We start from the raw sequence: 22836 nt of genomic DNA on the forward strand, positions 1-22836 counted from the left end.
GGGGACAGAAATCACCATGCGCAAGACGCAGGGACTGCACAGGTTTTTCGCGCGGCTCGCCGTCGCGCTGACCGCGGGCGCCGCACTGGCCATGACCGGACCGGGCGCCGCGCACGCCGACAGCATCGTCGAGATCCCGGCGCCCACCGAGGGCGGGGTCTCGGTGACCGTCGACTTCCACGACGCCGTCGTGCCCCAGCCGTACACCCCGGACCAACACGCTCCGTATTGGGAGCCGACCTCCTGCCAGCTGTACTTCCGCGACTTCCGGGGCTCGTACGGCTGCGGCGGCTTCCGGCTCGGCATCACTCTGAACAATGTGCGCAACCAGCCCGGGTATCTGGCGGGGCTGAACGGCGCCGGGGAGTTCGCGGCACACGCCGACACCTCTCGCACCTTCGGCTGCCAGCGGCCCGACGGCAGCTTCGACGAGTCCACCTCCTTCGTCGTGAACGAGACCCAGCGGCGGCTGTCGTGGGTGTACCCCGAAGGAAGCGTGTCGCAGATGATCTACTCGTCCCGGCAGAACCCGGCCCAGAAGCTCACCCGCAACTGGTACGTCAACTTCTGGGACATCGTCGAGGTGAACTGCCCCGAGGGCATGACCCCGACCCAGACCCGGCTGGAAATCAGCAATCTGAACATCAGCATCGAAGACCCGCAGATCTTCGGCACGACGACCTGGAACCACGCCGGCCCCATCACGTAACCGTCTTCAGGTCCTGGTGGACGGAGGCAGCCAGGGCCGCGGCGGTCAGGGCCGCCGTGCGCGTGGCGAAGATGCCGAGGGCCCGGGCCGAACCCCGGCCGGGTGCCTCGGCTCGGGTCACCGTCGGTAGAACACCCCGATGCCGTTGGCGACGGGGCGCTCGGTGCCGTCGCTGGGGTGGTTGCGTACCGAGACGGTGCTCGCCCCCGGTTTCCGGGCGACCAGGGTGCTGGACCCGCCGCCGTCCAGGCTGAACGCGTGCGTGGAGCCCAACCGGCGCATGGTGGTGGCCACTTCCGCGATGGTGAGTCCACTGCGGTACTCGGGCGCTCCGTCCAGCGCGAGCAGGACCAGCCGGCGGCCCCGGTCCGTGAAGCCGGCCGCCGTCCTGACGGCCGAGGTCCGGTCGTCCAGGCCGGGCAGCGCCTGCCCGCCGCGCAGCACCGGATAGCCCCCCACCGTGAACCAGTACGGGATCCGGGACTTCGCCGCCACCAGCCGCTTGCGCACCCGCACCGACTCACCCTTCGACAGCCGCCGCAGCTGCTGGGCGCCCGCCTCCCGGCCGACCAGCACGGTGGTGCCCGACGCGATCGGTCCGCCGCCGGGCCGGTCGGCCACCTTCACAACCCGGCCCTTCCTGACCGTCACCTCGTAGGTGTCCGAACTGCACGCCGCGGCACGGTCGGTGTCGGTGCCGCAGGTGGCGCGGACCCGCGACACGCTGCCCCAGTCCGGGGTGTACGCGCCGATGGAGCCGACGGGCAGCGCGTACTGGTTGAGGCCGCCGAGCGGCAGCTTCCCGTCGTCCGTGAGGACCGAGCCGTCAAGACCGAGGCCGTCCAGACGGAACGTGCGGTCGGCGCCCATGCCGAGCACGTCCTGGGTGGTGGTGCCCGGCGGCAGGGCGGGGCCGAAGCGCTGGCCGTTCGGCACCGCCGCCTTCAACTGCCGTCCCCTCGCGATCGTCGGACCGACGGGCGCGTTGGTCGCCGCAACACCCGGGTGCTGGGCCTCGGTGATGTTGAAGAAGTCGCCGTTGACGCCCGCCACCGCGCCGCGCGCGTCGGCCAGCCGGGAGACCCGGTCCCGCGACGCGACCGCGCCCGGGTACAGGAGGTCCACGCGCACCCGCGGATTGCGCAGGTCGACGGTGAGCACATGTGCGTGGGCCACCCCCTTCGCCGCCTGGATGTCGAACTGTGTGTACGTAACACCGGGAGCGATCCGTGCCCCGGACACAGCAGCGGCCGGTGCCGCCCCCAACAGGGCCGCACCGGCCAGCACACCGCACGCCGCGACAACAGACAGAACCGTCCCGGGTGTTCTGCGCGTACCGCTGTTTCCGCGCGTTCTTCGTCTACCTCGTTCGCCGGGCGTTCCGATCCGTTTGGTTCCGAGCCGCTCGCTACGAAGCGTCACTGTCCCCCCAATGGTTTCTCCAACTGTCCCAGTGCACAGGGGGAGTTCACCAGAGGACGGTGAGAAGAACGGCTACTGCGCGTCAACCAGACGCGAACGGATGAGGAAACGCACTCCTTCGGGTGCTTCCAGGGAGAAGCCGCTGCCGCGCCCCGCCACGACGTCGACGATCAGCCTGGTGTGACTCCACACATCGAACTGGCTCTTCGACATCCAGAACGTCACCGGTTCGGCAACCCCGTCCACCTCGAGTTCGGCCAGCAGCACGTCCGAGTCGCCGGTACGGAACTCGCCCGCCGGATAGCACATCGGCGCACTCCCGTCGCAGCAGCCGCCGGACTGGTGGAACATCAACGGTCCGTGCGCCTCCCGCAATCGCCGCACCAGATCGGCGGCGTCGGGCGTCAACTCCACACGGGGGGACGTGGCGTTCACATGCATCACTCCTCGGAGCGCCGGGTGCCCCCATTGAACCGGCCACGACGTTGCAAGGGGGTTGCGAGGGGTGTTGCGAGGGGGGCGGCACCGTCCGAGGGGGGCGGCACCGTCCGACGAGGGGCGCGGTCGGCGCCGGGGACCTCGTGCTCCTGCTCCTTCACGAGGCCTGCCACTCCTGCGCCGGGGACTCCCGAGCGCGCCAAGTGGCCCGGACCAACGACCGTTCCGCGCCCGCAAGGAAGACCGCGGTGGCGAGCCACGCCCGCGCGTACCGGTCGGGATCGGCATCGCTCAGCCGGCCGAAGACGTCGCGGGTGCGGCGGTCTGCCTCTGTGGTCAGCGTGACGGCCAGGTCCGCGGCGGTGCGGAAACCGTTGCCGCGCAGGACGGCCCCCGTCGCACGGACGTCCCCGCCGCGCGAGGTCTCGGCGATCGCCCGCCGGCCTCCGGAGACGGCGAGTTCGACGAGACGGCGCACCCGCCACAACGGAGCGTCGGCGAGGGGATCGGACGCGCCGGCCGTGGATGAGAGGCCCGCCGCGGGTACCGTCGCGGCGGCTGACACGGGTGCCACCACCGGGGTCTCCACGGGAAGCAGTGCCTCAGGAGGCGGGAACTGCGAACCCTGGAGGCGGTCGTAGCCCAGGTCCGCACGGCCGAGCCAGTCGGCGGGCAGCCGCAGTGTGGCCTCGGTGTCCGGTACGGGCCCCACCGCGAGGGGGTGCAGGGTGGCGGCCCGGTCCGGAGCGAGGCGGCCGATCACGCGGAGCCGGAGACCCGGACGGGACGCCAGCTGAAGGAAGTTGGCGGTGTGGGCGAGATCGGGATGGGCGTTGGCCGGGACCAGCCGGATCAACGGGCCCTCCGCGTCAGGGAGCTGACCGGCGGAGGCCAGTTCGCGGGCCAGCAGGTGGTCCCCCGCGGCGCCGACGAGAATCAGGTCGCAGCCGATCAGCTCGCGGGCCGCCTGGTCCGCGCCCTCCGGGTCGGCGCCCGGGGTCGTGGACAGCCGCTCCGCGACGACGTCGGCGAGCGGCCGGGCGAAGAGGGCGGAGAGCGGGCCCGAGGTCCAGGCCAGTCCGGCGACGGGGGTGGCACGGACTCCCTTCCCGGCTCCAAGGCGGCCGTCGGGGGAGACCGTGGCACCGGCAATCAGCAGACCGCCGCGAGCGAGTTGGGCGTGGTCCAGTGCGGCGGCCCCGATGGCGACGGGGGCCGTGGCGGCGCCCCGGGCCCGGGCCGGGCCACCGGGTTTGACGTCGGCCACGGAGTACCAGTGGCCGTCGTCGGTCACCACGTGGGTGACCACACCGCCGTAGCCGGTTGCGGCGATCACCGGCTCCCGGCAGACGCCGTACACGCGCAGACCGCCACCGGGCCGGTAGCCCCGGCGGGCGGTGCCGAGGAGGGCGGGGTCGGGGTCGGCCGCCGCCAAGAGCCCCGTGGTGAGCAGGAGTTCTCGTAGGTTCGCGACGAGATCGGCGAGGCGGTGGCCGTCGTGGCGTTCGCGGGCGCCGCGCAGACCACGGACCACGCGCAGCGCCGCGGCCTCGGCGCGGTGCAGTCCGGCGAGCCGGGCCGTGTGAGCGGCCCGCAGCAACTCCGCCTGGGGTACCGCGCCCGCGGCGGGCACCCCGGCGGCGAGAACGGCCGCGGCGGCGGCCCACAGGGCGGCCGCCGCCCTCACCTGGGACCGGGTGGGGCCCGTCGCGCGGGAGCCGTCGGTCTCCTGGACCGTTTCGGGGGCGGCTGCCCGCGGGCCGGTCGCCGGTGGCTCAGAAGCCGGCGCCCCGGTCGTCGGTGGGTCGGTCGTGTGTGGATCGGTCGTGTGTGGTGCGGCCGCCTGGGAGGTGATTGCCGCGGAGGCCGGTACGTCGGTGCTGGTGTCGGCCTGTGCGTCGGTGGTGGTGTCGGCCGGTTCGTCAGCGGTGTCCGGGTCGGCGACCGGGCAGGCGCCGAGAACGGCCGCGCGGTGCAGACAGCGCGGGGCGAGCAGACAACTGCACACGGCCTGCCCGCCATCGGTGAGCACACCCGAGGGCCCCGGGGCCAAGGTCACCTCGGCGTCCGCGCCGCAGCCCACACGGACGATGTCGCCGTCCCTGACGACGGGCGCGGCGGCGTGCCGCTCGATCGCCGCGTCGAGCTTCCTGCGCAGCCGTGAGGTCAGTTCCTCCACGGCCGCGGCCACCACGTCGGGGGCCACGGGGGGCAGTTCCGGGTTCATCGGGCTTCTCCGCGGAGGCGTTCGCCCACCCAGCGGGCGAGGGCGAGGGGACTGAGGGCGGCGACGGGCATGCCGGCGGCGACCAACTGCCGTGCGACGGGCACCGAGTAGCGCGGGGTGCCCGTGTCGTCCAGGGCGGCGCAGCCCATCAGGTGCACACCGCAACTCGCGAGGGCGCGTACCTCGCCGAGGAGCCCGCCGAGCGGGTAACCCTCCTCGAAGTCGCTGACCACCACCACGAGAGTGCGGCTGGGAACCGTCACCAGAGAGCGGGCGTGGGCGAGTCCGGCGGCTATGTGCGTGCCCCCGCCGACCCGCACCTCCAGCAGCAGCGACAGAGGGTCGTCCACCCGGTCCGTCAGGTCGATCACGCCGGTGGAGAAGGCGAGGAAGTGGGTGGAGAGCGTCGGGACGCCACCCAGTACGGCGGCGGTGAGGGCGGACCAGATGACCGACGCCTCCATCGAGCCCGACACGTCCACCACCAGGATCAGCCGCCAGTCCGCCTCCCGGCGCGAACGGGTGGTGAACACGGGCCGTTCCGGGACGACGACGGTCCGGCCGTCGTCGAGCCTGCGGGTGTGCGCGAGATTGGCCCGCAGCGTACGGGGCAGATCGAGGTGGCCGCCCGGGCGGTGGGTCGGCCGCGGAGTGGCCAGCCCGGTCAGGGCGGGCCGAAGACGGGTGGCGAGTTCGCGGGAGAGCTCGTCGACCAGACGGCGGACGAGCGGACGCAGCCGGGCCAGCTGCTGCTCGGGCATGCCACCCGCGAGGGACAGCACGGACGTCAGCAGTTCCACCGACGGGCGCACGGTGTCGGGGTCGAGCTCCGCGAGGACGTCACCGCGCCCGAGGCCGGCGGCCCGCGCCAGCACCTCCTCGCGGACCTCCGTCCCGAACAGCGCGTCGAGCTCCGCGGCCCATTCGCGGGCGGTGGGGAACGGGGCTTCCTGACCGCCGCCCCGGCCCTGGCCGCAGTCCTGCCCGAAGTCCGCGGAGCCCTCGCCGCGGCCCGAGCCGTACAGCTCGTCGAGTGCGTGCGCGTAGCGGCGGGCTCCGGAAGGCAGGCGCTCGGTCTGGCGGCCGAGGAGGAGACGCCACCGGTCGGCGGGCGACAGACGACGGGGCGCCTCGGCGGGGGAGAGACAGGGGGCTGTCTCGGCGGCGGAGGGACGGAGGGATGTCTCGGTCGGGGAGAGACGCAGAGCTGCCTCGGTGGCGGAGGGCGGGGAGGTCACCGCCCGGGCCGGCGTGGGCGTGGCGGGCGCCGGGGCTTCGGACGCGGAGGCGTCGGCCTCCGCCGCCGGGGACGGCAGCCGCAGCGCCCGCAACGCCCCCACTCCCGCCGCGTCCGCCTCCGTCCAGAGGGCGAGCAGATGGGGCGGGGCGGTGAGGGACAGATCGAGCCGGTCGCCGAGACGTTCGGTGACGGTGGCCAGGAGCCGGTCGCGTCCGGCGGGTGTCAGCGTGTCGAACCCGCCGCGCAGTGCGGGCAGCCGGTCCAGGAAGCCCTGGTCGGTGAGCCCGTCGATCCGGTCCAGCAACGGCACGACGGCGGCCGGGGACGACTGCAGCAACGGGGCCGCCGCGCCGAGCAGACCCGTCAGCAGCCGGGCCAGCCGATGGCGCCCCTCCGGGGTGGTGGCGGTGTCGATCCAGCCGGCGGCGCGGGCACCCAGCTCGTCGGGGCCGTCGAGGTCGAGCAGTACCCGGGCGGCCAGCGCCGCGCCCTGGATGAGCGGCGAGCCGGTACGCGCGAGCGTGCCCAGGGCATCGTCCACGCGCAGCCCGAGGCGGTGTTCACCGGCCCGGGCGGACAGGGCGATCAGCGCGGTGGCGTCCGCCGGCTCGTCGCTGCCCGCCAGACCGGGCAGGGCGCGTACCGCCGCTTCGAGGAGGGCCTCGGTGAGTTCGACGGCCTCCTTCCTGCTGCCGGGCGTGGTTCCGGGCAGATGCCCCCGCCGCAGTGCCTCCAACACGTCCAGTCCTTCGAGGAGTTCGGCGAGCGTGGCGGCCGTGGGAAGGACGGCACGCGCGTCGGCCAGCCGGTCGGCGACCAGGCCGGGCAGGTCGCAGCGGGCGGCGTCGCGCAGGGCGGTGATGATCTGGGCGCAGGTCGCGCCACCGTCGGCGGTCTCCCGCCGGAAGGTCTCGCGGAGCGTGCCCGCCGCGGCCAGGGCGAGGGTGACACCCCGTACTCCGGCCAGGTCGAGCCGTGCGGGGACGGCCGGGGTCCAGGCCAGCCGCCAGCGGGTGGTGAGCGCGGTTCCGTCGCCCGTGCCGGTCACCTCGACGGCCTCGCCGTACCCGGCACCGCACACCGCGAGGCGCTGCAGCAGGATCTCGCGGCGGCCGTCGAGCGCGGAGCGCAGCGGGTCCAGACGGAGCTCACGCGGCTCCGGGGCGTCGGGGCCGGGCAACCGCAGCTCGCCGAGTTCCGCCTCCACGGAGGGGCCGAGGCCCGAGCGCGGGGTGCCGGGCGCGACCCGGCCGCGCTCGGCGCCGACCAGGACCACCTCCAGCGCCCGTGCGAGGGCTCGGCCGCGGCCGAGCGGTTCCCCCTGTCCCAGCACCGTCGTCAGGGCCTCGAGCAACTCGCCGCGCCCGGGCGCCGGAAGCCCCCGGAGCCGGGCCAGATCCCCGGCCATGCGCAGGGTTTCGGCGGCCTCACCGGTACCGGCCGTGTGCCCCGCCGTACGCAACTGACGGCACACGTCGGTGATCGCCCGGGCGGCGGCGTCACGGACGCGCTCCGGATCGCCGCCGGAGGCGAAGACTGCTTGCTGCCACCGTGGGTCACGGATGCCCGCGGGGTAGCCGGAACGGGAGTCCAGCAGGTCGAAGGCGTAAGGGACGAGGGACGTGACGACGGACTCCCCGGCCTGCCCGGTGGCGGGCGACGGTTCCGCGGACGTCGGTGCCTCCGCGCCCGCATCCACCAGCGCCGGAGCGTGGAACGCCCCGACCACCGCCGCGACCGGGCGCCCCCCGGCCGCGGCGCGGGCGATCGCCGTCCGCATGTACGCCTCCCGGGCCAGGTCCACCGGCGGCACCCCGCCCGACGACTCCGCGTCGCGGCGCAGGGCCCAGCCGACGCCGAGGGCCGCCCGGCGGACCGCGTCGGGTGCGCAGCCGGGAGCGAGGACCTCGACCGCGCGGTCCCACAGGTCGTCACCGTCGCGGCCGGTGCCGGCGGCGCTGAGGGCGTCGGCGAAGACGGGCCCCGGCCCGCTCGCCCGTTCCGGCGCGGAACCCTCCGCCGAGGTGACCGCCTCCGCGTTCCAGCCGGCATCCGACAGCGGAAGGTCGCAGGCCACGACCTCGACGCCGCGTTCCCGGGCCCACCGGAGGGCGGCCAGCTCGGGGGAGAAGTCGGCGAAGGGATAGAAACCGAGCCGTCCGTCCTCCCGGGCCCCGGCCACGGCCACCGGCGCGAGGGTGCCGGGGTCGGCCAGATGGGGCAGCCAGGACTGGAAGTCGGCGGGCAGCTCCACGCAGACGGCCTCGGCGCCGGAGGCGTCCAGCAGGGAGGGCACGACCGCGGCCAGTGCCGGGCTGTGGTGGCGTACGCCGAGCAGGTACGGCCGTACCGAGCCGGCGAGACCGGCCAGCGCCGCCCGCGGTTCCAGGTGCATGGCCCGCGTCACCGAAGGTTCTCCCGCAGGTCCCACAGGCGGCGCCACATCGCCGAGCCGTCCTCCGCCCGGCGGCGCACCGGGCCGTCCCAGTAGCCGAGCAGCCGGGCGTGGTCGGACGGGTCGTCCTTGCGGACCACTCCGAGGAGATGACCGGGCACCAGGTCGAGGGTGTCGCCGCCGGGGAGGTAGGCCGCGGACACCCCGAGGGACGTGGCGACCTGCACCGCCTCGGCGGTGGACATCACCGTGCCCGGCCGCTCCACGTCCCAGCCCTCGGCCGACCGCCCGGTGCGCAGATCGCGGAAGACGGTGACCAGCACGTCGAGCACGGCGTCGTCCACCCCGAAGGCGGCGCCCGCCCGCTGCACCGCGGCGGTGGCCTGGCCGCGCACGAGCGCGGTCTCCGCGTCGGCGTCCGCGATCGGCTGCACCGTCTCGAAGTTGAACCGGCGCTTCAGCGCGGCCGACATCTCGGACACGCCCCGGTCCCGCAGGTTCGCGGTGGCGATGACGGTGAACCCGGCCGCGGCCGCGACCTGCGCGTCGTCCGTGCCGGACAGCTCGGGCACGCTCACCCGCCGGTCGGACAGGATCGACACCAGTGCGTCCTGCACCTCGGGCAGACAGCGGGTGATCTCCTCGACACGGGCCACCCGTCCGGTGCGCATGGCACTGAGCACCGGCGAGTCCACCAGCGCCTGCCGGGTCGGGCCCTGGGCGAGCAGCAGGGCGTAGTTCCAGCCGTACCGGAAGGCGTCCTCCGTGGTGCCGGCGGTGCCCTGCACGGTCAGGGCGCTGGTGCCGCACACGGCTGCCGCCAGCAGTTCGGACAGCATGGACTTGGCGGTGCCGGGCTCACCGACCAGCAGCAGACCGCGCTCCCCGGCGAGGGTGACCACACAGCGCTCCACGAGGGCGCGTTCGCCGACGAACTTCGGGGCGATCGTCAGCCGGTCGGGCAGCGACTCGTGCGGCTTGGGAAGGGTGAGGGCCTCGCCGCCGCTGCCGCAGACGAAGGTCACCACCGCACGCGGGGTCAGCGCCCACCCCGGCGGGCGCGGGCCGTCGTCGTGGGCGGCGAGGAAGGCGAGTTCGGTGGCGTGGCGCTCCTCGGCGGGCAGTGTCTGCCGGGGCGGAAGCGTGGTGGGGACCGTTTCGGTCGAGGTCATGGTCGTCCTTGGTCGTACGTGTCGTGTCGCGTGCTGTCAGGCATCTTGTGCGGGACCGCGGTACTTCGGTCCGGGGTCTGCCGGGGTTCGGGTTCCGGGTTCCGGGTTGGTACGGGGGGTTCGGGGTCCGGATCTGCTGGGGTCCGGGGTCTGCCGGGGTTCGGGTTCAGGGTTCCGGGTTGGTACGGGGGGTTCGGGGTCCGGATCTGCTGGGGTCCGGGTTCCGCGTTGGTACGGGCTCCGGGTTCGTCTGGGGGAAGGCTTCCGGGGCCGTCCGGGGGTTCAGGGTTCGGGTTGGTCCGGGATCCGGGTTCCGGGTTCGTGCGGGGCACGAATCCGGCGGGGTCGGCGGCTGCCGTGCGTTCTGCGGCAGGGAGCGGCGAGGCACCGCGCCCCCGCGGTGCCTGCGCCGGTCAGCGGCGCCGCCGTCCTCTCCGGAGCAGCGGCGGCGTCGCCACCGGCCGTTTCAGCGGCGCCGCCGCCCCCGCCTGAGCTTCAGCTCCTCGAAGCGCGGAGCGTCGCCGTCCTCGATCCGCTGCCAGGTCCTGCGGTAGAGCTCGGCGGCCGGCTCGCCCGGCACGACCACGCCCAGCAGGGCGTGTTCGCCGCTGGTCAGGTCGTACAGCGGCAGCTTCCACTGCTCCAGCGGCAGACGCGGGGAACTCAGGACCGTCCAGCCGCCCGGCAGGAACAGCGACCGTCCCGCCCGGGCCCGGTCCGCCTGCACCACCAGGTCCGTGGCGGCCAGTTCGGCCCGGGCCGCCTTGAGCCGGGCAGGCCGCCACCCGGTCCACCGGGCCGTGTTGCGGTCGGTGGGGTCGGGCATCGCGAGCAGGGTCAGATACAGCGTGGCGGCGTCCTCGCCGATGCCGTACGCCTCGGCCGCCTCGGTCACCAGCCCGGGCACCGAACGGCTCGGGTCCTGCGGCCACCAGGTGCCGTCCTTGCCCCGCTCGCCCGCCACCGGTTCGCCCGGTTCCGCCAGCAGGGCCGCGAACCGCGGGTCACGGGCGGTCCGCAGCGCCACCTCGGCGGGGAACGGCCGCTGGTCGTCCAGCCGCAGCACCGGCAGATACGGGTCCTGGCCCGCGGCGTCCAGCAACGCGGTCCGGATGCCCGGTGCCGGCTGGTCGTCGTGGGTGGCGAGGACCACCGCGCCGTACCGCTCGAAGCCCTTGCCGACCTCGGTGGGCGTGCCCGCCGCCTTGCGGAACTGGGGGAGGCTGACGTAGCGGCCGAGGTCGAGCATCAGCCCGGGATGGGCGAGCCGGTCCCGCACCGCCGCCAGCGCGCCGGGCAGCACGGATCGGACCGGGTCGCCGACGGGCAGCCGGTGGGCGAGCCAGGCGAGCAGCGCGACCGAACCGGTCAGGGTGTCCGCGGTGAACCCCTGGGTGTCCTTGCCGACGGGCTGGACCCGGTCCCCCTTGACCTTCCACTCGAGGTCACGGCTCAACTCGGGCGCGGCGGGCGGGTCCAGCAGCGCGGGCAGCGCCCGGCCCACGTCCCAGTGCGCGGGCCGCAGCGCACGCTTGGCCTCGGAGAGCAGCGCCTCGGGGACTGCCGTACGCCGGCCCACCCTGCTGTTCCAGATCTCGGCCGCGGCCGCCACGTCCGGACCGTCCGTCCACAGCCGGGCGGGGTCGGCGGGCAGCAGGGCGGCCACGACGGCCCGCCGGACGTCCGCGTCCAGCCCGCTCAACTCGTCCTTGGCGACGGCGGCTTCGGCCACCTTCACCCCGAGAGTGGTCCGCGCCTCGGCCGACAGGAACGACCTCTGGTACGTGTCCACCTGTGGCAGCCCGGCCACCACCAGCCGTGCCATCGTCGGCGTGACACCGGTGAGCCGGGCGAACTCCTCGGCCGCCTCCGGGAACCATCCGGCGGCGCCGCGCTCGGTCAGCTCGGTGAGGAACGCCGTCAGCCAGCCCGCCTCGCGGTCCTCGCCGACCGCGGACGAGGAACGCACCGTGTAGGGCGCCGGAACCTCGAACCCGCCCGCGGGGTCATGGACGTACGCGGTGAACAGACAGCCCTTCTTCCGGCTCGCCGACTCGTGGTCCACGACCGCGAGGCAGGCGCCGCCGCCCAGCGGCACCACCCCGCGCGCGTTGCCGTCGCGCCATTCGTCCGCGGGCGTAAGAACATGAGCGGCGTCGAGGTGCAGCCGCGTCTTGCGCAGGCGCCCGGACGCGACCCCCAGCGAGTCGAGTTCGCGGAGGAGTTCCGTCAGGGCCGCCCGGTGCTCCGGTGCGGTGGTGGCCGACGCGGCCCGCACCGCCAGGGCCGTGCCGTGGTCGAGCAGGGTCTCCAGGCTCACCGGACCGGTGGGCACCTCCGGCCCGTCGAAGTGGAGGCGCACGGCCGGTCCCTCCGGTACGGGCCCGGCCGCCCGCCGTGCCGCCCGGCCGAACACGCGCAGTCCGCGGAAGGTGGTGTGCTCCGCGTCCCCGGGACGGCTCCACCAGTAGCCGCTGGAGGTGCCGAGTCCGCCGAGCGCGTCGTGCAGCAGTCCGTCCGAGGGGCCGACCGGTCCCTCGTCCTCCAGGCCGCCGGTCAGCGCCCGGTCGAGGCGGTCCGCGGCCGCGTCCAGGACGGCCTGCTGGGCTGCGGCGTGGCGCACCGCTCCGGCGATACCCGCGGCCAGCCGGTCGTCGGTGACCGGCAGGAGCGTACGGATCGTGGTGGGCAGTTCCGCCCTGTCCCCGGCGGTCTCCGACGCGGCGGCCTTCAGCAGTGCCGCGGCCGTGTCCCGGTCGATCCGGCGCAGCGCCTCGGAGCCCTGCGGATCACGGGGCCGCAGGCACTCCCAGTACTGCACCGGCGGCAGCAGCAGGGAGCCCTCCGCGAAGACACCGGGTGACCGGTCCGTGTGGACCTCGGAGGTCACGACACCGTCCGGGTCGACCAGGTTGAGCCGCCAGCCGTTGTGGGCGACCGCCCGGGGTCGTTCGTCGCCTGGGAACACCACGGCGAGGACCGGGTTCCCGGAGCCGTCCGGCACGGTGACGGTGCGTCCGGACAGGTCCTGGCCGCGCTGGGAGCCGTCCGGCAGCTTCACCACGCGCCAGCCGGTCAGGCCGTTCACCGGGGCGCACGCGGGGCCGGCGCCGGCTGCCGCGGGCAGTAGCCGGCCCGACCGGAAGGTGCTGCCCGCGGGGGCGTCCCGCAGCGCGTCGGAGAGGAAGGAGGGCAGGCCCTTGCGGCCGCGCTCGCCGGTGGCCGGGTCGTACTCGTACCACCCGATGGTGCCCTGGTCGGAGTTGACCGAGGTCCAGGACCAGAACGAGATGCCGTCGGTGATGACCGAGCGTTCCTCGGGCAGCGTCGTGTCACCGCGGTGGAGGATCCCGCCGCCCGCGGCCCGCCCGCCGCCCGGCAGCGGCAGACTGATCGCCATGTGGCCGCCGTACCAGTTCATCTGCGTACCGCGCGTGCCCCGGCCCTCGAGTTGCTGCGGGTGGTCGGCACGGTGGTGCCAGTAGCCGCGCAGTCCGTCGTCCCGGGTGTTCCAGTGGACGAGCAGTTCGCCGTCGACGTAGTGGAATCCGGGGTCGCCCCAGCTGTCCTTGCGGGGGATCCGCAGATCATGGGTGAGCACGGTGCCCTCGGCGCCGATCACCCGGGCCCGGGCGCCGCCCGCCACGATCAGGTGCGGCCAGGCGTCGGCGACGATCAGGTCCTGGACGCGCTTCTTCGGCACGAGGTGCTCGACCGCTTCCTCCCAGGCGGGCCAGCCGAGTTCATCGAAGAGGCCGGCCCGCAGGGTGCGCGCCAGAACCGGCGCCAGATCGGTTCCGACGGCCTCGCGCACCTCCTCCTCGGCCAGGACCAGGGCCTCGGCCGGCAGCCACCGCAGTCGGTGCAGCGCGGCGGGCAGCTGCGGCAGGCCGGCGGCTGACGACTCCCGGGCGACCTGGCGCATCCACTCCGCCAGCATCGGGCGGCCACCGGGCGACCGGCTCAACATGCGGATCGCCTGCAGCCCGTCCTGGTCGTTGGTGCACCGATCGGCACCGCGCAGGAAGGCCGGCCGGAACCGGGCGTCGGCCGCCACGGCCAGCAGCTCACGCTGTCCGTCGCCCTTCGCCCACTCCTCGAGCCACAGGTACGCCTCCTTGGAAGGATCGGCGACCGGCACCCGAAGGGACAGCAACTGGTCGAGCAGATCGACGTCATGAAGGATCCCCAGCCCACCACCGGACGCGGTGAGTTCGGCGCGCAGTACGTCCGCCATCCGCTCCACCAGCGGGTACAGCTCCGGCAGCCGCGGGGTGGCGCTCCAGGACCGCGCCCGTTCCCGGAAGTTCAGGAACCGCTTCAGCCAGCCCGCCGTGCCGTCCTGCGGCCGCTCCTGAACCGGCAGCGCCGCGTCGCAGAGCCCCGCGGTGGCCCCGCTCTCCTCGAGGATCTCCAGCCACAGCTGCGGCATCTCCTCGTCGGAGCAGCCCGGAACGAGGTTCAGCAGCGTGCCGCGCACCCGCGGATTGCGCCGGGCCAGGGCGACCAGGGCGGCACGGCTGCCCTTCCACCAGCCCGCCGCCGCGCGCTGGGTGGCCGGCAGGCCGAGCAGTTCGCCGAGACAGGCCTGTTCGACGAGATCCGCGTCCTGACCGGCGGCGCGGGCCAGCTTGCGCAGGTCGTTCGCCATCTGCGCGGACGGTGGCAGACCGCCTCCGGTGCGCCGCAGGCACAGCCGGGTGAAGCGGTCGAGTGCCTGCTGGGGCGGGACCCGGGCGGCCAGTTCCCTGGCGTACGCCGAGAGCACCTTCACGGGAAGCGCCCCGGCCAGCGCGAACTCCAGGAAGACGGTGTCCAGCCGCTCCTCGTCCACCGCCAGCCCGTGCTCGGCCTCCGCCGTGCGGGCCCGGGTGAACATCTGCGCCGCGTACTGCGCGTTCTCGTGCGCCAGGAAGACGCGCCCGGCCTGCTCGTAGAAGGTCGGCAGGAAGTGCGGTACGGCGGCGGCCAGCCGGGCGGCCAGCTCACCGTAGGCGTCCAGCGCCGCCTTCGGCCTGGACTTCGCCTGCCGGGCCGCGCGCTCCAACTCGGGTACGACGCCCAGCGCGTGGTGTCCGTCCTCCGGGTGGTGCACCAGCACCCACTCGGGGAAGCCGAGCGACTGCCGCAGCCCCAGTCCGACCTCGGCCGGTTCCGCGTCCGGCTCCAGGCCGAGGAAACCGGCGGCCAGGTCCTCCGCCGCGCCCAGCTCCCCGGCGACCAGCCGCACCACCACGCGGTCGTCCAGCCCCGGATGCCGGTACGTACGGGCCGTCAGCGGCACCGCCCGATCGTCGGCGGCCTCGGTGCCCGGCGGCAGGACCGCCCCCGCCTTGAGCAGGTCCTCGTACCGGTCCCGCGCCTCGCCTGCGCCCATCTCCGTGTCCGTCATGCCCGTTCCCCCGCTCACGCGCTCTTCCCCTCCTCGATCGTGCGTCCGGCATACAGCGCGGCGGCCATCCGCATCCCCTCCGACCAGGCCACCGGGCCGACCTCACGCAGCGGCAGCGAACGCCCGTCCGGTCCGTGCCAGGTGAGGTTGCCGGTCTCCACCTCCTCGTCCCAGTACGGCTCCCCGATCCACACCGACGCCTCCACCGTGTGCCCGCCGTCGCGTACCCGGGCCGTGGCGTAGCCGCCCGACACCCGGTAGCCGAGGGAGGTGGCCCGGGCCGCGAGCGTGAAGCGGGAGGGGAACCTGCCCCCGGAGAACTCCCGCACCGCACCCGCCCCGGCGTCGATGTCATCCGGGGAGTCCGGCTTGCGCCATATGGCGCGGTGAATCTGCTCGACGCGCTGCACGATCCCCAGCTCCGCCGCGAACTCCCGCAGGTCCTCCAGGTCCGGCAGGAGCACCGGGTGCGGCAGCGTCACCGTCCTGGGCGACAGCCGGACCGTCTCGCCGTCCAGGTCCACCAGCCGCAGTTCACCGGAGTCGGTGGCGCCCCGCAGGAAGCCCACCTCCTCCGGGTCGTCACCGACCACGGCCAGATCGCGCAGCGCCGACTGCCACGCCTCGTCCGGCCAGACCCGGGCCAGCAGCCCGGTGGGCACCGGCAGCGACGACACCATCCAGGTGTCCACCTGGGCGACACAGGCGGCCGCGTGGCGGTCCAGCCATTCGGTGAGCCGGCGCAGCCGGTCGACCTCCGGATGGTCCCGCAGCGCCTTGGGGAGCGACTTCAACTGCCGCCCAGCCGCCCGGCCCGCAGTGGCCCTCGCCGCCACCCGCCCCTCCACCAGGGCGACTTCGTACCCGTCACCCGCTGCCAGCCAGCCCACCGGAACCCCGCCTTCCGCATCAAGAGCACAACCGGCGCGCGACAAGGGCACCGGAAATCAGCACAGTTCGGCCGGGGCAATTCCGGCCCAGTGCGACGATGCACGGAACGTTAGCGGTGGCCACTGACAATCGGTACGGGTTGCCGCCAATGCCCGTCTCGCGCACCACCCGCCGGTAGCCGCGGCACTCTGCGGGAGCGGTCCCGGCCCGGTACGGGACGCACGTCGCCTGTCGGTTTCCCTTTCCGTGGCGCGCACCCGCCTGTTTCATGGCGAAGCCCTGCCGGGAGCTTTACCGCGAGCCCATTGAAGGCGGGACGGGGGCGCACAACGATGGGAGGTGCGGCCGCGCGTGAAGTTCTGAGGCCGACTCCCTGGTGCCCGCCGTCCCTGATGCCTTATCGGCCTCCCCCGATCAGGGTCGGCGGGACGGCCGCGTCCACCTCCGCGCGCCCATCGGCCTTGCGCGGGCAGCAGTTGTCAGGCGGCGGCAGCAGCCGTCGGCTCGCGGGCGGCGGCAGTGAGACTGCGGGCAGCGGCCGCCCGACGGCGGGCAGCAGCCGTGAGACCGCGGATGAAGTTGCCGTCAGACTGCGGGCAGCCGCTGTCAGACCGTGGGCAGCGGCTGTTCGGCCCAGATGGTCTTGCCGTTGTGCCCCTGCCGGGTACCCCAGGCCTGCGTCAGCTGGGCGACCAGCAGGAGACCGCGGCCGCCCTCGTCGAACGTGCGGGCCCGGCGCAGGTGCGGCGCGGTGGTGCTGCCGTCCGACACCTCGCAGATGAGGCTGCGGTCATGGATCAGCCGTAGCTGGATGGGTGGCCGGGCGTGCCGGATGGCGTTGGTGACCAGCTCGCTGACGACCAGCTCGGTGATGAACACGGCTTCCTCCAGGCCCCATTCGGCCAGTTGCCGACAGGCGTTCCGGCGTGCCCCGGCCACTTCGGCCGGGTCGGGCGGCACGTCCCAGGTCGCCACGTGCGACGCGTCCAGTACCCGGGTGCGGGCCAGCAGCAGCGCCACGTCGTCGGTGGGACGGTCCGGGAGCAGCGACCGCAGCACCATGTCGCAGGTGTCCTCCAGTGAGGCGCTCGTCCGCCGCAGCACCTCACGCAGGGTCTCGGCGCCCTCGTCGATGTCATGGCCCCGGGCCTCGATGAGCCCGTCCGTGTACAGCGCGAGGACGCTGCCCTCGGGGATCTCCAGCTCGGTGGACTCGAAGGGCAGGCCGCCCAGTCCCAGCGGAGGACCCGCCGGCACGTCGAGGTAGTCCACGGTGCCGTCCGGGGTGGCCAGCACGGGCGCCGGATGGCCCGCGCGGGCCAGCGTGCAGCGGCGGGAGACCGGATCGTAGACGGCGTACATACACGTGGCCCCGATCTCGCCGGCCGCGCCGACCGTGCTGCCGGTCCCCGCGTCGCCCACGGCCTCGGCCTCGGTCGCCAGCCGGTCGACCTGGTCGTCCAGGTGTGTCAGCAGTTCGTCGGGCGGGAGATCGACGTCGGCCAGGGTGCGTACCGCGGTGCGCAGCCGCCCCATGGTCGCCGAGGCCTGGACACCGTGGCCGACGACGTCACCGACCACCAGTGCCACCCGGGCCCCGGACAGCGGGATCACGTCGTACCAGTCGCCGCCGACCCCGGCCCGGGTGCTCGCGGGCAGATAGCGGGAGGCGACCTCGACGGCGGCCTGCTCGGGGAGCCGCTGCGGCAGCAGACTGCTCTGCAGCGTGAGCGAGGTGGAGCGCTCACGGGAGTAGCGGCGGGCGTTGTCGATGCACACGGCGGCCCTGGCGGTGATCTCCTCGGCCAGCAGCAGATCGTCCTGCTCGAAGGGCTCAGGGCGCCGGTGCCGGGAGAAGGTGGCGGCCCCCAGGGTGAGGCCGCGGGCCCGCATCGGCACGGCGATCACCGAGTGGAAGCCGAACCGCCGCATGCGTTGCGCACGGTCCGGTGAATGGCGCTCCAGTTCCTGAAGCGCGGACGGGGTCACCTGGTGGACGAGGGGACGTCCGGTGGCCAGGCACACGGCGGCGGGTGTGCCGTCGGGGTAGGCCGTCACCGTGCCGCGCCCGACCGCGACCTCCGGGCAGCCCGGGAGGACCGACTGGTAGGCGACGCGTCGTAGCATCACGGGGCTGCGCGGGGCGCCCCGCGGCGGATCCTCGCCGCCTTCGATGGACGGCAGCAGATCCACGGTGACGAAGTCCGCGAGTTGCGGGACGGCCACATCGGACAGTTCCTGCGCGGTACGGGCCAGATCGAGCGTGCTGCCGATGCGGATGCTCGCGTCGTTCAGCAGGACCAGCCGCTGCCGGGCCAGATGCTGCTCGGTCATGTCGTGCGCCGACAGCAGCACGCCCCGCAGGGCGCCGCCGGAGTCCCGAATGGGGGCGAGCGACACCGTCCACACGCTCTCCCGTTCGTGGCCCGCCAGCCGCAGCGCGACCTGCAGGTGCTGCTGCTCGCCGGTCTGCAGGGCGCGGCGCATGCCCTGTTCCGTGCGCTCGCTCTCCGGGGCGTGGACGATCTCCGACGCGCGCAGCCCGCGCATCTCCTGCTCGGTGAGGCCGATCACGCGTTCCATGTCCGCGTTCGCGCGCCGGAGCCTGAGGCCGCTGTCGTAGAGGGCCATGGTCCACGGGGACTGGGTGAACGCCCACTGCTCGAACGACTCGTCCTCGAGGACGGGTGCGGGGCGGGTCACCGGTGTGACCAGCAGCCAGTGCGCGTGGTCCGTGTTCTGTGCCAGCCGATGGGCCAGCAGGCTCACCGTGAGCGGGTGGCCGTCCCGGTGCAGCAGCGTCGCCGTGCCGTTCCACCGCGGCGCGGCTGCCGTGGGGCGCGGCGCACCGGAGGGCGGCCCGTCCGCGAGCAGCGCGGCGGCCGCCCGGCCGACGACGTCCTGGGGCGGGTGTCCGAGCAGTCGGCGTGCTCCCTCGTTCCACCCGGTCACGATGCCGTGCCGGTCGAGGGTGACCCGGGCGGTGGCCGCCTCGTCGACGAGCTCCTCCGACCAGGCGGGATGGCCGTCGTCCCCGGCTGCGGGTGCTGATCTCGTCATGGCGCTCGTCCCGCTCACTCGGGTCACTCAGGGAGCACGATTCCTAGGATCATATGCGAGATATGTGGCAGATGTTCCTGTCGTGGATTCGTTCTCGCGCTGTGCGAGTGAGAGGCCACGGTGCGCGATGGGCTCACGCCGGGAGAACGGCGGTATGGCCCGTTGGTTCCCGGCGGTATGGCCAGGTAGTGCCCGGCGGTACGGACGGTGGTGTCCGGCGATCGACCGGTGTTGTCCGGCGGTCGAAAACGCGTTTTCCGGTCGGCGGTAGGACGTGAATCGGTAATCCTCGACCGAGTTCGATCGACCCCGGAAACGGCCGGGCCGCAAGGGCGGAAGCCGGGCTACATTCGCCGAAAAGCCGGTGACGCGCGCCCTGTTCGGCCGGGGCGGGCGCCGGGAAACGGGGGTCGGACCGATTGCGCCGTGGCTGGTACGGGAGGTCCGGATCGCGCTGGGGGTGGCCGTGCTCGTGACGGGGTGCGGCAACTCCGGCCGGTCGTCCGCGTCGAATCCAACTCGGCGGCGGAGGACGGTCAGTGGGCATACCCACCGAGCCCCCGACCCTTCCTGCTTTTCCCCTGGTCCTTCCCGTTGTTCCCTTCGTCCTTCTCGTTCCTCGCGTCCTGCCGGCCCTGCCGGTCATGCCGGTTCTCTCGGTTTCCTCGATTCCTTCGCACACCCGTCATGCTCACGGCCGAGCACCCCGTCGGCCCTCCAATAAACTGCCGAACAATGCCGAAAACCCGCCATGAGCCGGTGGCCCCGACCCGAAGCCAGTGGCTGGCGCCCGGGGCCGCGATCGACGCCCACCGCCACCACGACCACCAGATCGTCTACGCGGCCCGCGGTGTGCTCTCCGTCACCACCGACGCCGGCTCCTGGGTCGCCCCCGCCACCCGCGCCATCTGGGTACCGGCCGGGACCGTGCACGCCCACCAGGCCCACGGCGAACTCGAGTTGCACCTGGTCGGCCTGCCCGCGGCCGACAACCCGCTGAACCTGACCGAACCGACCGTGCTGAGCGTCGCCCCCCTGCTGCGCGAGCTGATCCTCGCCTACACCCGCGCCCCCGACGACGACAGCCCCGAACGCGCCCGCCTGCGAGCCGTCCTGCTCGACCAGTTGAGGGCCTCACCGCAGCAACCGTTGCACCTGCCCGCCCCCACCGCCCCCCAACTCAGGGCGCTCAGCGCCATCCTGCACACCGACCCGGCCGACAACCGCACCCTCGCCGAACTGGGCAGGGAGGTCGGGGCGAGCGACCGTACCCTCTCCCGCCTGTTCAAGGCCGACGTCGGCATGACCTTCCCGCAGTGGCGCACCCAACTACGCCTCCACCACGCGCTGGTCCTGCTCGCCGAGGGCACACCCGTGACCACCGTGGCGCACCGGTGCGGCTGGTCGTCCGCCAGCGCCTTCATCGACGTCTTCCGCCGCGCCTTCGGACACACCCCGGGCCGCCGCACCGGACTTCACCCCACCCGGATGCCGACGATGCAGGTGTCGTCGTCCGTGTCCGACTTGCTGTAGGTGAGCAGACGGTCCAACTGCTGGTCCAGCGTCGGCGAGACCATACGGGCCTCGGTCAGCAGATGGGCGAGCGACTCCTCCACCGAACGGTCACGACGCTCGACCAGGCCGTCCGTGTACATCAGCAAGGTGTCGTCGGCCTCCAGACGCACCTCGTGCTCCTCGTACACCGCCTCCGGAACCGCACCCAGCAGCAGGCCCTTGAGCAGCGGCAACGGCGCGGCCTCGGCGCCACGCACCAGGACGGGCGGCAGATGACCGGCCCGGGCCCAGCGCAGTGTGTGGCTGTCCGGTTCGTACAGTCCGCACACCGCGGTGGCGGTGACCGTGCCCGTCAGATGGTGCGCCACCATGTTGAGCCAGGACAGCAACTGACCCGGCCCGGCGCCCGTCACGGCCAGCCCCCGCAGCGCGTTGCGCAGGACGACCATGCTGGTCGCCGCCTCGATGCCGTGTCCCGCCACGTCACCCACGCACAACAGCACCAGGCCGGACGGCAGGAGCACCGCGTCGTACCAGTCGCCGCCCACCAACTGCTCGGTCTCCGCGGGCCGGTAGCGCACGGCCACCTGAAGGCCCTCGGCCCGCAGCGGGGCGTGCGCCGGGGGCATGATGGCGTGCTGCAACTGCAGGGCCAGCCGGTTGCGTTCGGACGCCTGCTGCTCGGTGTGGGCGAGTTGGTCACGCGTCGCGGCGAGCGCCACCTCCGTCCAGTGCTGGGCCGAGATGTCCTGGTAGGCGCCGCGCACCGCGAACAGCCGGCTGTCGGCGTCGAGTACCGGCTCGGCCGCCACCCGGATGTGCCGGGTCACCCCGTCGGGGCGCTGCAGCCGGAAGGCCACGGACGCGGGCCGGCGTTGGTTCAGCAGCGCGCGCAGGAACCTGCCGATGGCGACCGCGTCGTCCGGGTGGGCGTGGGCGGGCAGGTCCTCCAGCGGCACCGGGGCGCTCGACTGCGGCTTCCCGTAGAGGCTGAACAGCTGGCCGTTCCAGGTGATCTCGCCGGTCAGCAGGTTCTCCTCGAAGCCGCCGATACGGCCGAGGCGCTGGGCGTGCTGCAGCAGGCTCGCCAGCCGTGCCGTCTCGTCCTCCACGCGCCAGATCAGCAGCACGCTGTTGCCGTGCCGGCTGATGTTTATGTCGGCCACCGCCGCCAGCGGGACGTCGTCCACCAGCGCCGTCAGGCTCATACGGTGGGCGCGGAAGGGCTCGCCGGTGGCGTAGACGCGCTCGATACGGTCGAAGAGTTCGCTCTCCCCGGCGGCCATCGGGTAGGCCTCCAGCAGCAGCGCACCGCTCACGACACCCCGCGGCCGGCCGGCGGGGTCGAGGAAACGGCTGTTGACGTGCCGGATGCGGAAGTCGACGAGATCCCCTGCGGCGTCGAGGTGCGGAACCAGCACCAGCGCGGGATCGTGCAGCCCGTCGGCGAGATCCATCAACTCCGCGGCGTCCGGCGAGACAAGCGACCCGGGGAACCCGTCGTCGGGGTGCGCCGGCGCATGGGTCTGGAGCGTGTGGGCGCACAACTCGGCCAGGGCCTCGACCTGACGGACGATCTGCGGCGACTGCGGCGGCAGCGGAGCCGGCCAGGCGATCTCCAGGACCCCGTGGACACGACCACCGGTACCGGCGGGAAGGGCGGCCCGACCGCCCTCCGGATGGTGGTGCCGGCCGATGGACGGCAGACCGGTCTCGGCCAGCGACGTGATCCATTGCCCGGCGCGCTCGGCGAGACCGCAACGCGCCACGGTCGCCACACCCGGAGGCACATAGCGCCAGCGTCCCGCCTCCGCCGACGAGAACCCGGCGCTGCCCGCGAGACTCAGGGAACCGTCGGTGCCCGCGGCCCAGATCGCCACCGCCACCGCACCGAGCGGGGTCAGCGCGTGCTCCAGCAGGGAGTCCGCGACGGCCTGCGTGTCGTCCGCGGCCAGCACACCGCTCTCGGCCGCCCGCAGCCGCACCGCGGAGGAGCCGTCCTCCGCCGCCGCGGAACCGGCCGCGGCGGCCAGGAAGGCCGTGGTCACCTCCGAAACACGGTCACGTGACGCCTGGTTGATGACCTCGACGGCGAACTCCAGTTGTGTGACACCCGCCTGCTCGGCCAACTCGGCCAGCTGCCGGGCCGCCCCGGCCGGCCCGCACCTCAACCGCTCGACCAGGATGCCCTTGGCAAGCTCGATCAGCGCCCGGCCGTCGGCCTCGGCCTGCGCCGCCCGCACCTCCCGCCGCAGACGTTCCACGGTGGCGGCCAGCCTGCCCACGGGCGACGGGGGCACGCCCGCCGGCTCAGTCGGCTCGCCGACCGGGCGCACGCCGGCCGGCTCGGACGGCTGCTGGTCATCGCTCACGGT

12 protein-coding genes are annotated in these 22836 nt (G+C 73.8%); 2 read left to right on the forward strand and 10 right to left on the reverse strand.

The window, feature by feature from the left end; all coding sequences use genetic code 11:
- Positions 1-16: 16 nt before the first annotated feature.
- A complete protein-coding gene (locus EF387_RS15520) occupies positions 17-709 on the forward strand; it encodes a hypothetical protein (protein WP_128377136.1) in 693 nt (230 codons plus the stop codon).
- Here the strand turns inward: EF387_RS15520 and EF387_RS49430 are convergent.
- The 9 genes from EF387_RS49430 to EF387_RS15560 form a co-directional block, all read right to left on the reverse strand.
- Positions 702-830 (reverse strand): hypothetical protein, encoded by a 129-nt coding sequence (locus EF387_RS49430; RefSeq protein ID WP_274388944.1) that lies wholly within the window; start codon positions 828-830, stop codon positions 702-704. The two genes, EF387_RS15520 and EF387_RS49430, sit on opposite strands and share 8 nt — an antisense overlap.
- Positions 827-1996 carry a phosphodiester glycosidase family protein gene (locus EF387_RS15525; protein WP_420802575.1) on the reverse strand — a complete coding sequence of 390 codons (1170 nt, stop codon included), beginning with the start codon at positions 1994-1996 and terminating at the stop codon, positions 827-829. The genes EF387_RS49430 and EF387_RS15525 overlap by 4 nt, the downstream gene beginning before the upstream one ends.
- A gap of 207 nt (positions 1997-2203) precedes the next feature.
- On the reverse strand, positions 2204-2566 hold the full coding sequence (locus EF387_RS15530; protein WP_238431534.1) for a DUF779 domain-containing protein: 363 nt from the start codon (positions 2564-2566) through the stop codon (positions 2204-2206).
- A 160-nt stretch (positions 2567-2726) separates the two neighbouring features.
- A complete protein-coding gene (locus tag EF387_RS15535) occupies positions 2727-4796 on the reverse strand; it encodes an SWIM zinc finger family protein (protein WP_128377138.1) in 2070 nt (689 codons plus the stop codon).
- Positions 4793-8431, reverse strand: a complete 3639-nt coding sequence (locus EF387_RS15540; RefSeq protein ID WP_128377311.1) for a vWA domain-containing protein — start codon at positions 8429-8431, stop codon at positions 4793-4795. Before EF387_RS15540 ends, EF387_RS15535 begins: the two co-directional genes overlap by 4 nt.
- An 8-nt stretch (positions 8432-8439) precedes the next feature.
- Positions 8440-9603 carry an ATP-binding protein gene (locus EF387_RS15545; protein WP_128377139.1) on the reverse strand — a complete coding sequence of 388 codons (1164 nt, stop codon included), beginning with the start codon at positions 9601-9603 and terminating at the stop codon, positions 8440-8442.
- 466 nt (positions 9604-10069) lie between these two features.
- A complete protein-coding gene (locus EF387_RS15550; protein WP_202918271.1) occupies positions 10070-14995 on the reverse strand; it encodes a DNA-binding protein in 4926 nt (1641 codons plus the stop codon).
- Positions 14996-15009: 14 nt separating this feature from the next.
- On the reverse strand, positions 15010-15885 hold the full coding sequence (locus EF387_RS15555; RefSeq protein ID WP_128377140.1) for a DUF4132 domain-containing protein: 876 nt from the start codon (positions 15883-15885) through the stop codon (positions 15010-15012).
- Between the two features lie 607 nt (positions 15886-16492).
- A complete protein-coding gene (locus EF387_RS15560) occupies positions 16493-18946 on the reverse strand; it encodes a SpoIIE family protein phosphatase (protein ID WP_128377141.1) in 2454 nt (817 codons plus the stop codon).
- Positions 18947-19681: 735 nt separating this feature from the next.
- On the opposite strand from EF387_RS15560, the gene EF387_RS15565 reads away from it, so the two are divergent.
- Entirely contained in the window at positions 19682-20479 is a 798-nt protein-coding gene (locus EF387_RS15565; protein ID WP_128377142.1) for a helix-turn-helix transcriptional regulator, read from the forward strand.
- Here EF387_RS15565 and EF387_RS15570 read toward each other — a convergent pair.
- A complete protein-coding gene (locus EF387_RS15570) occupies positions 20422-22833 on the reverse strand; it encodes a SpoIIE family protein phosphatase (RefSeq protein WP_202918272.1) in 2412 nt (803 codons plus the stop codon). The two genes, EF387_RS15565 and EF387_RS15570, sit on opposite strands and share 58 nt — an antisense overlap.
- Between the last annotated feature and the right edge of the window lie 3 nt (positions 22834-22836).

Source organism: Streptomyces cavernae (assembly GCF_004023625.1).
Classification (GTDB): domain Bacteria; phylum Actinomycetota; class Actinomycetes; order Streptomycetales; family Streptomycetaceae; genus Streptomyces; species Streptomyces cavernae.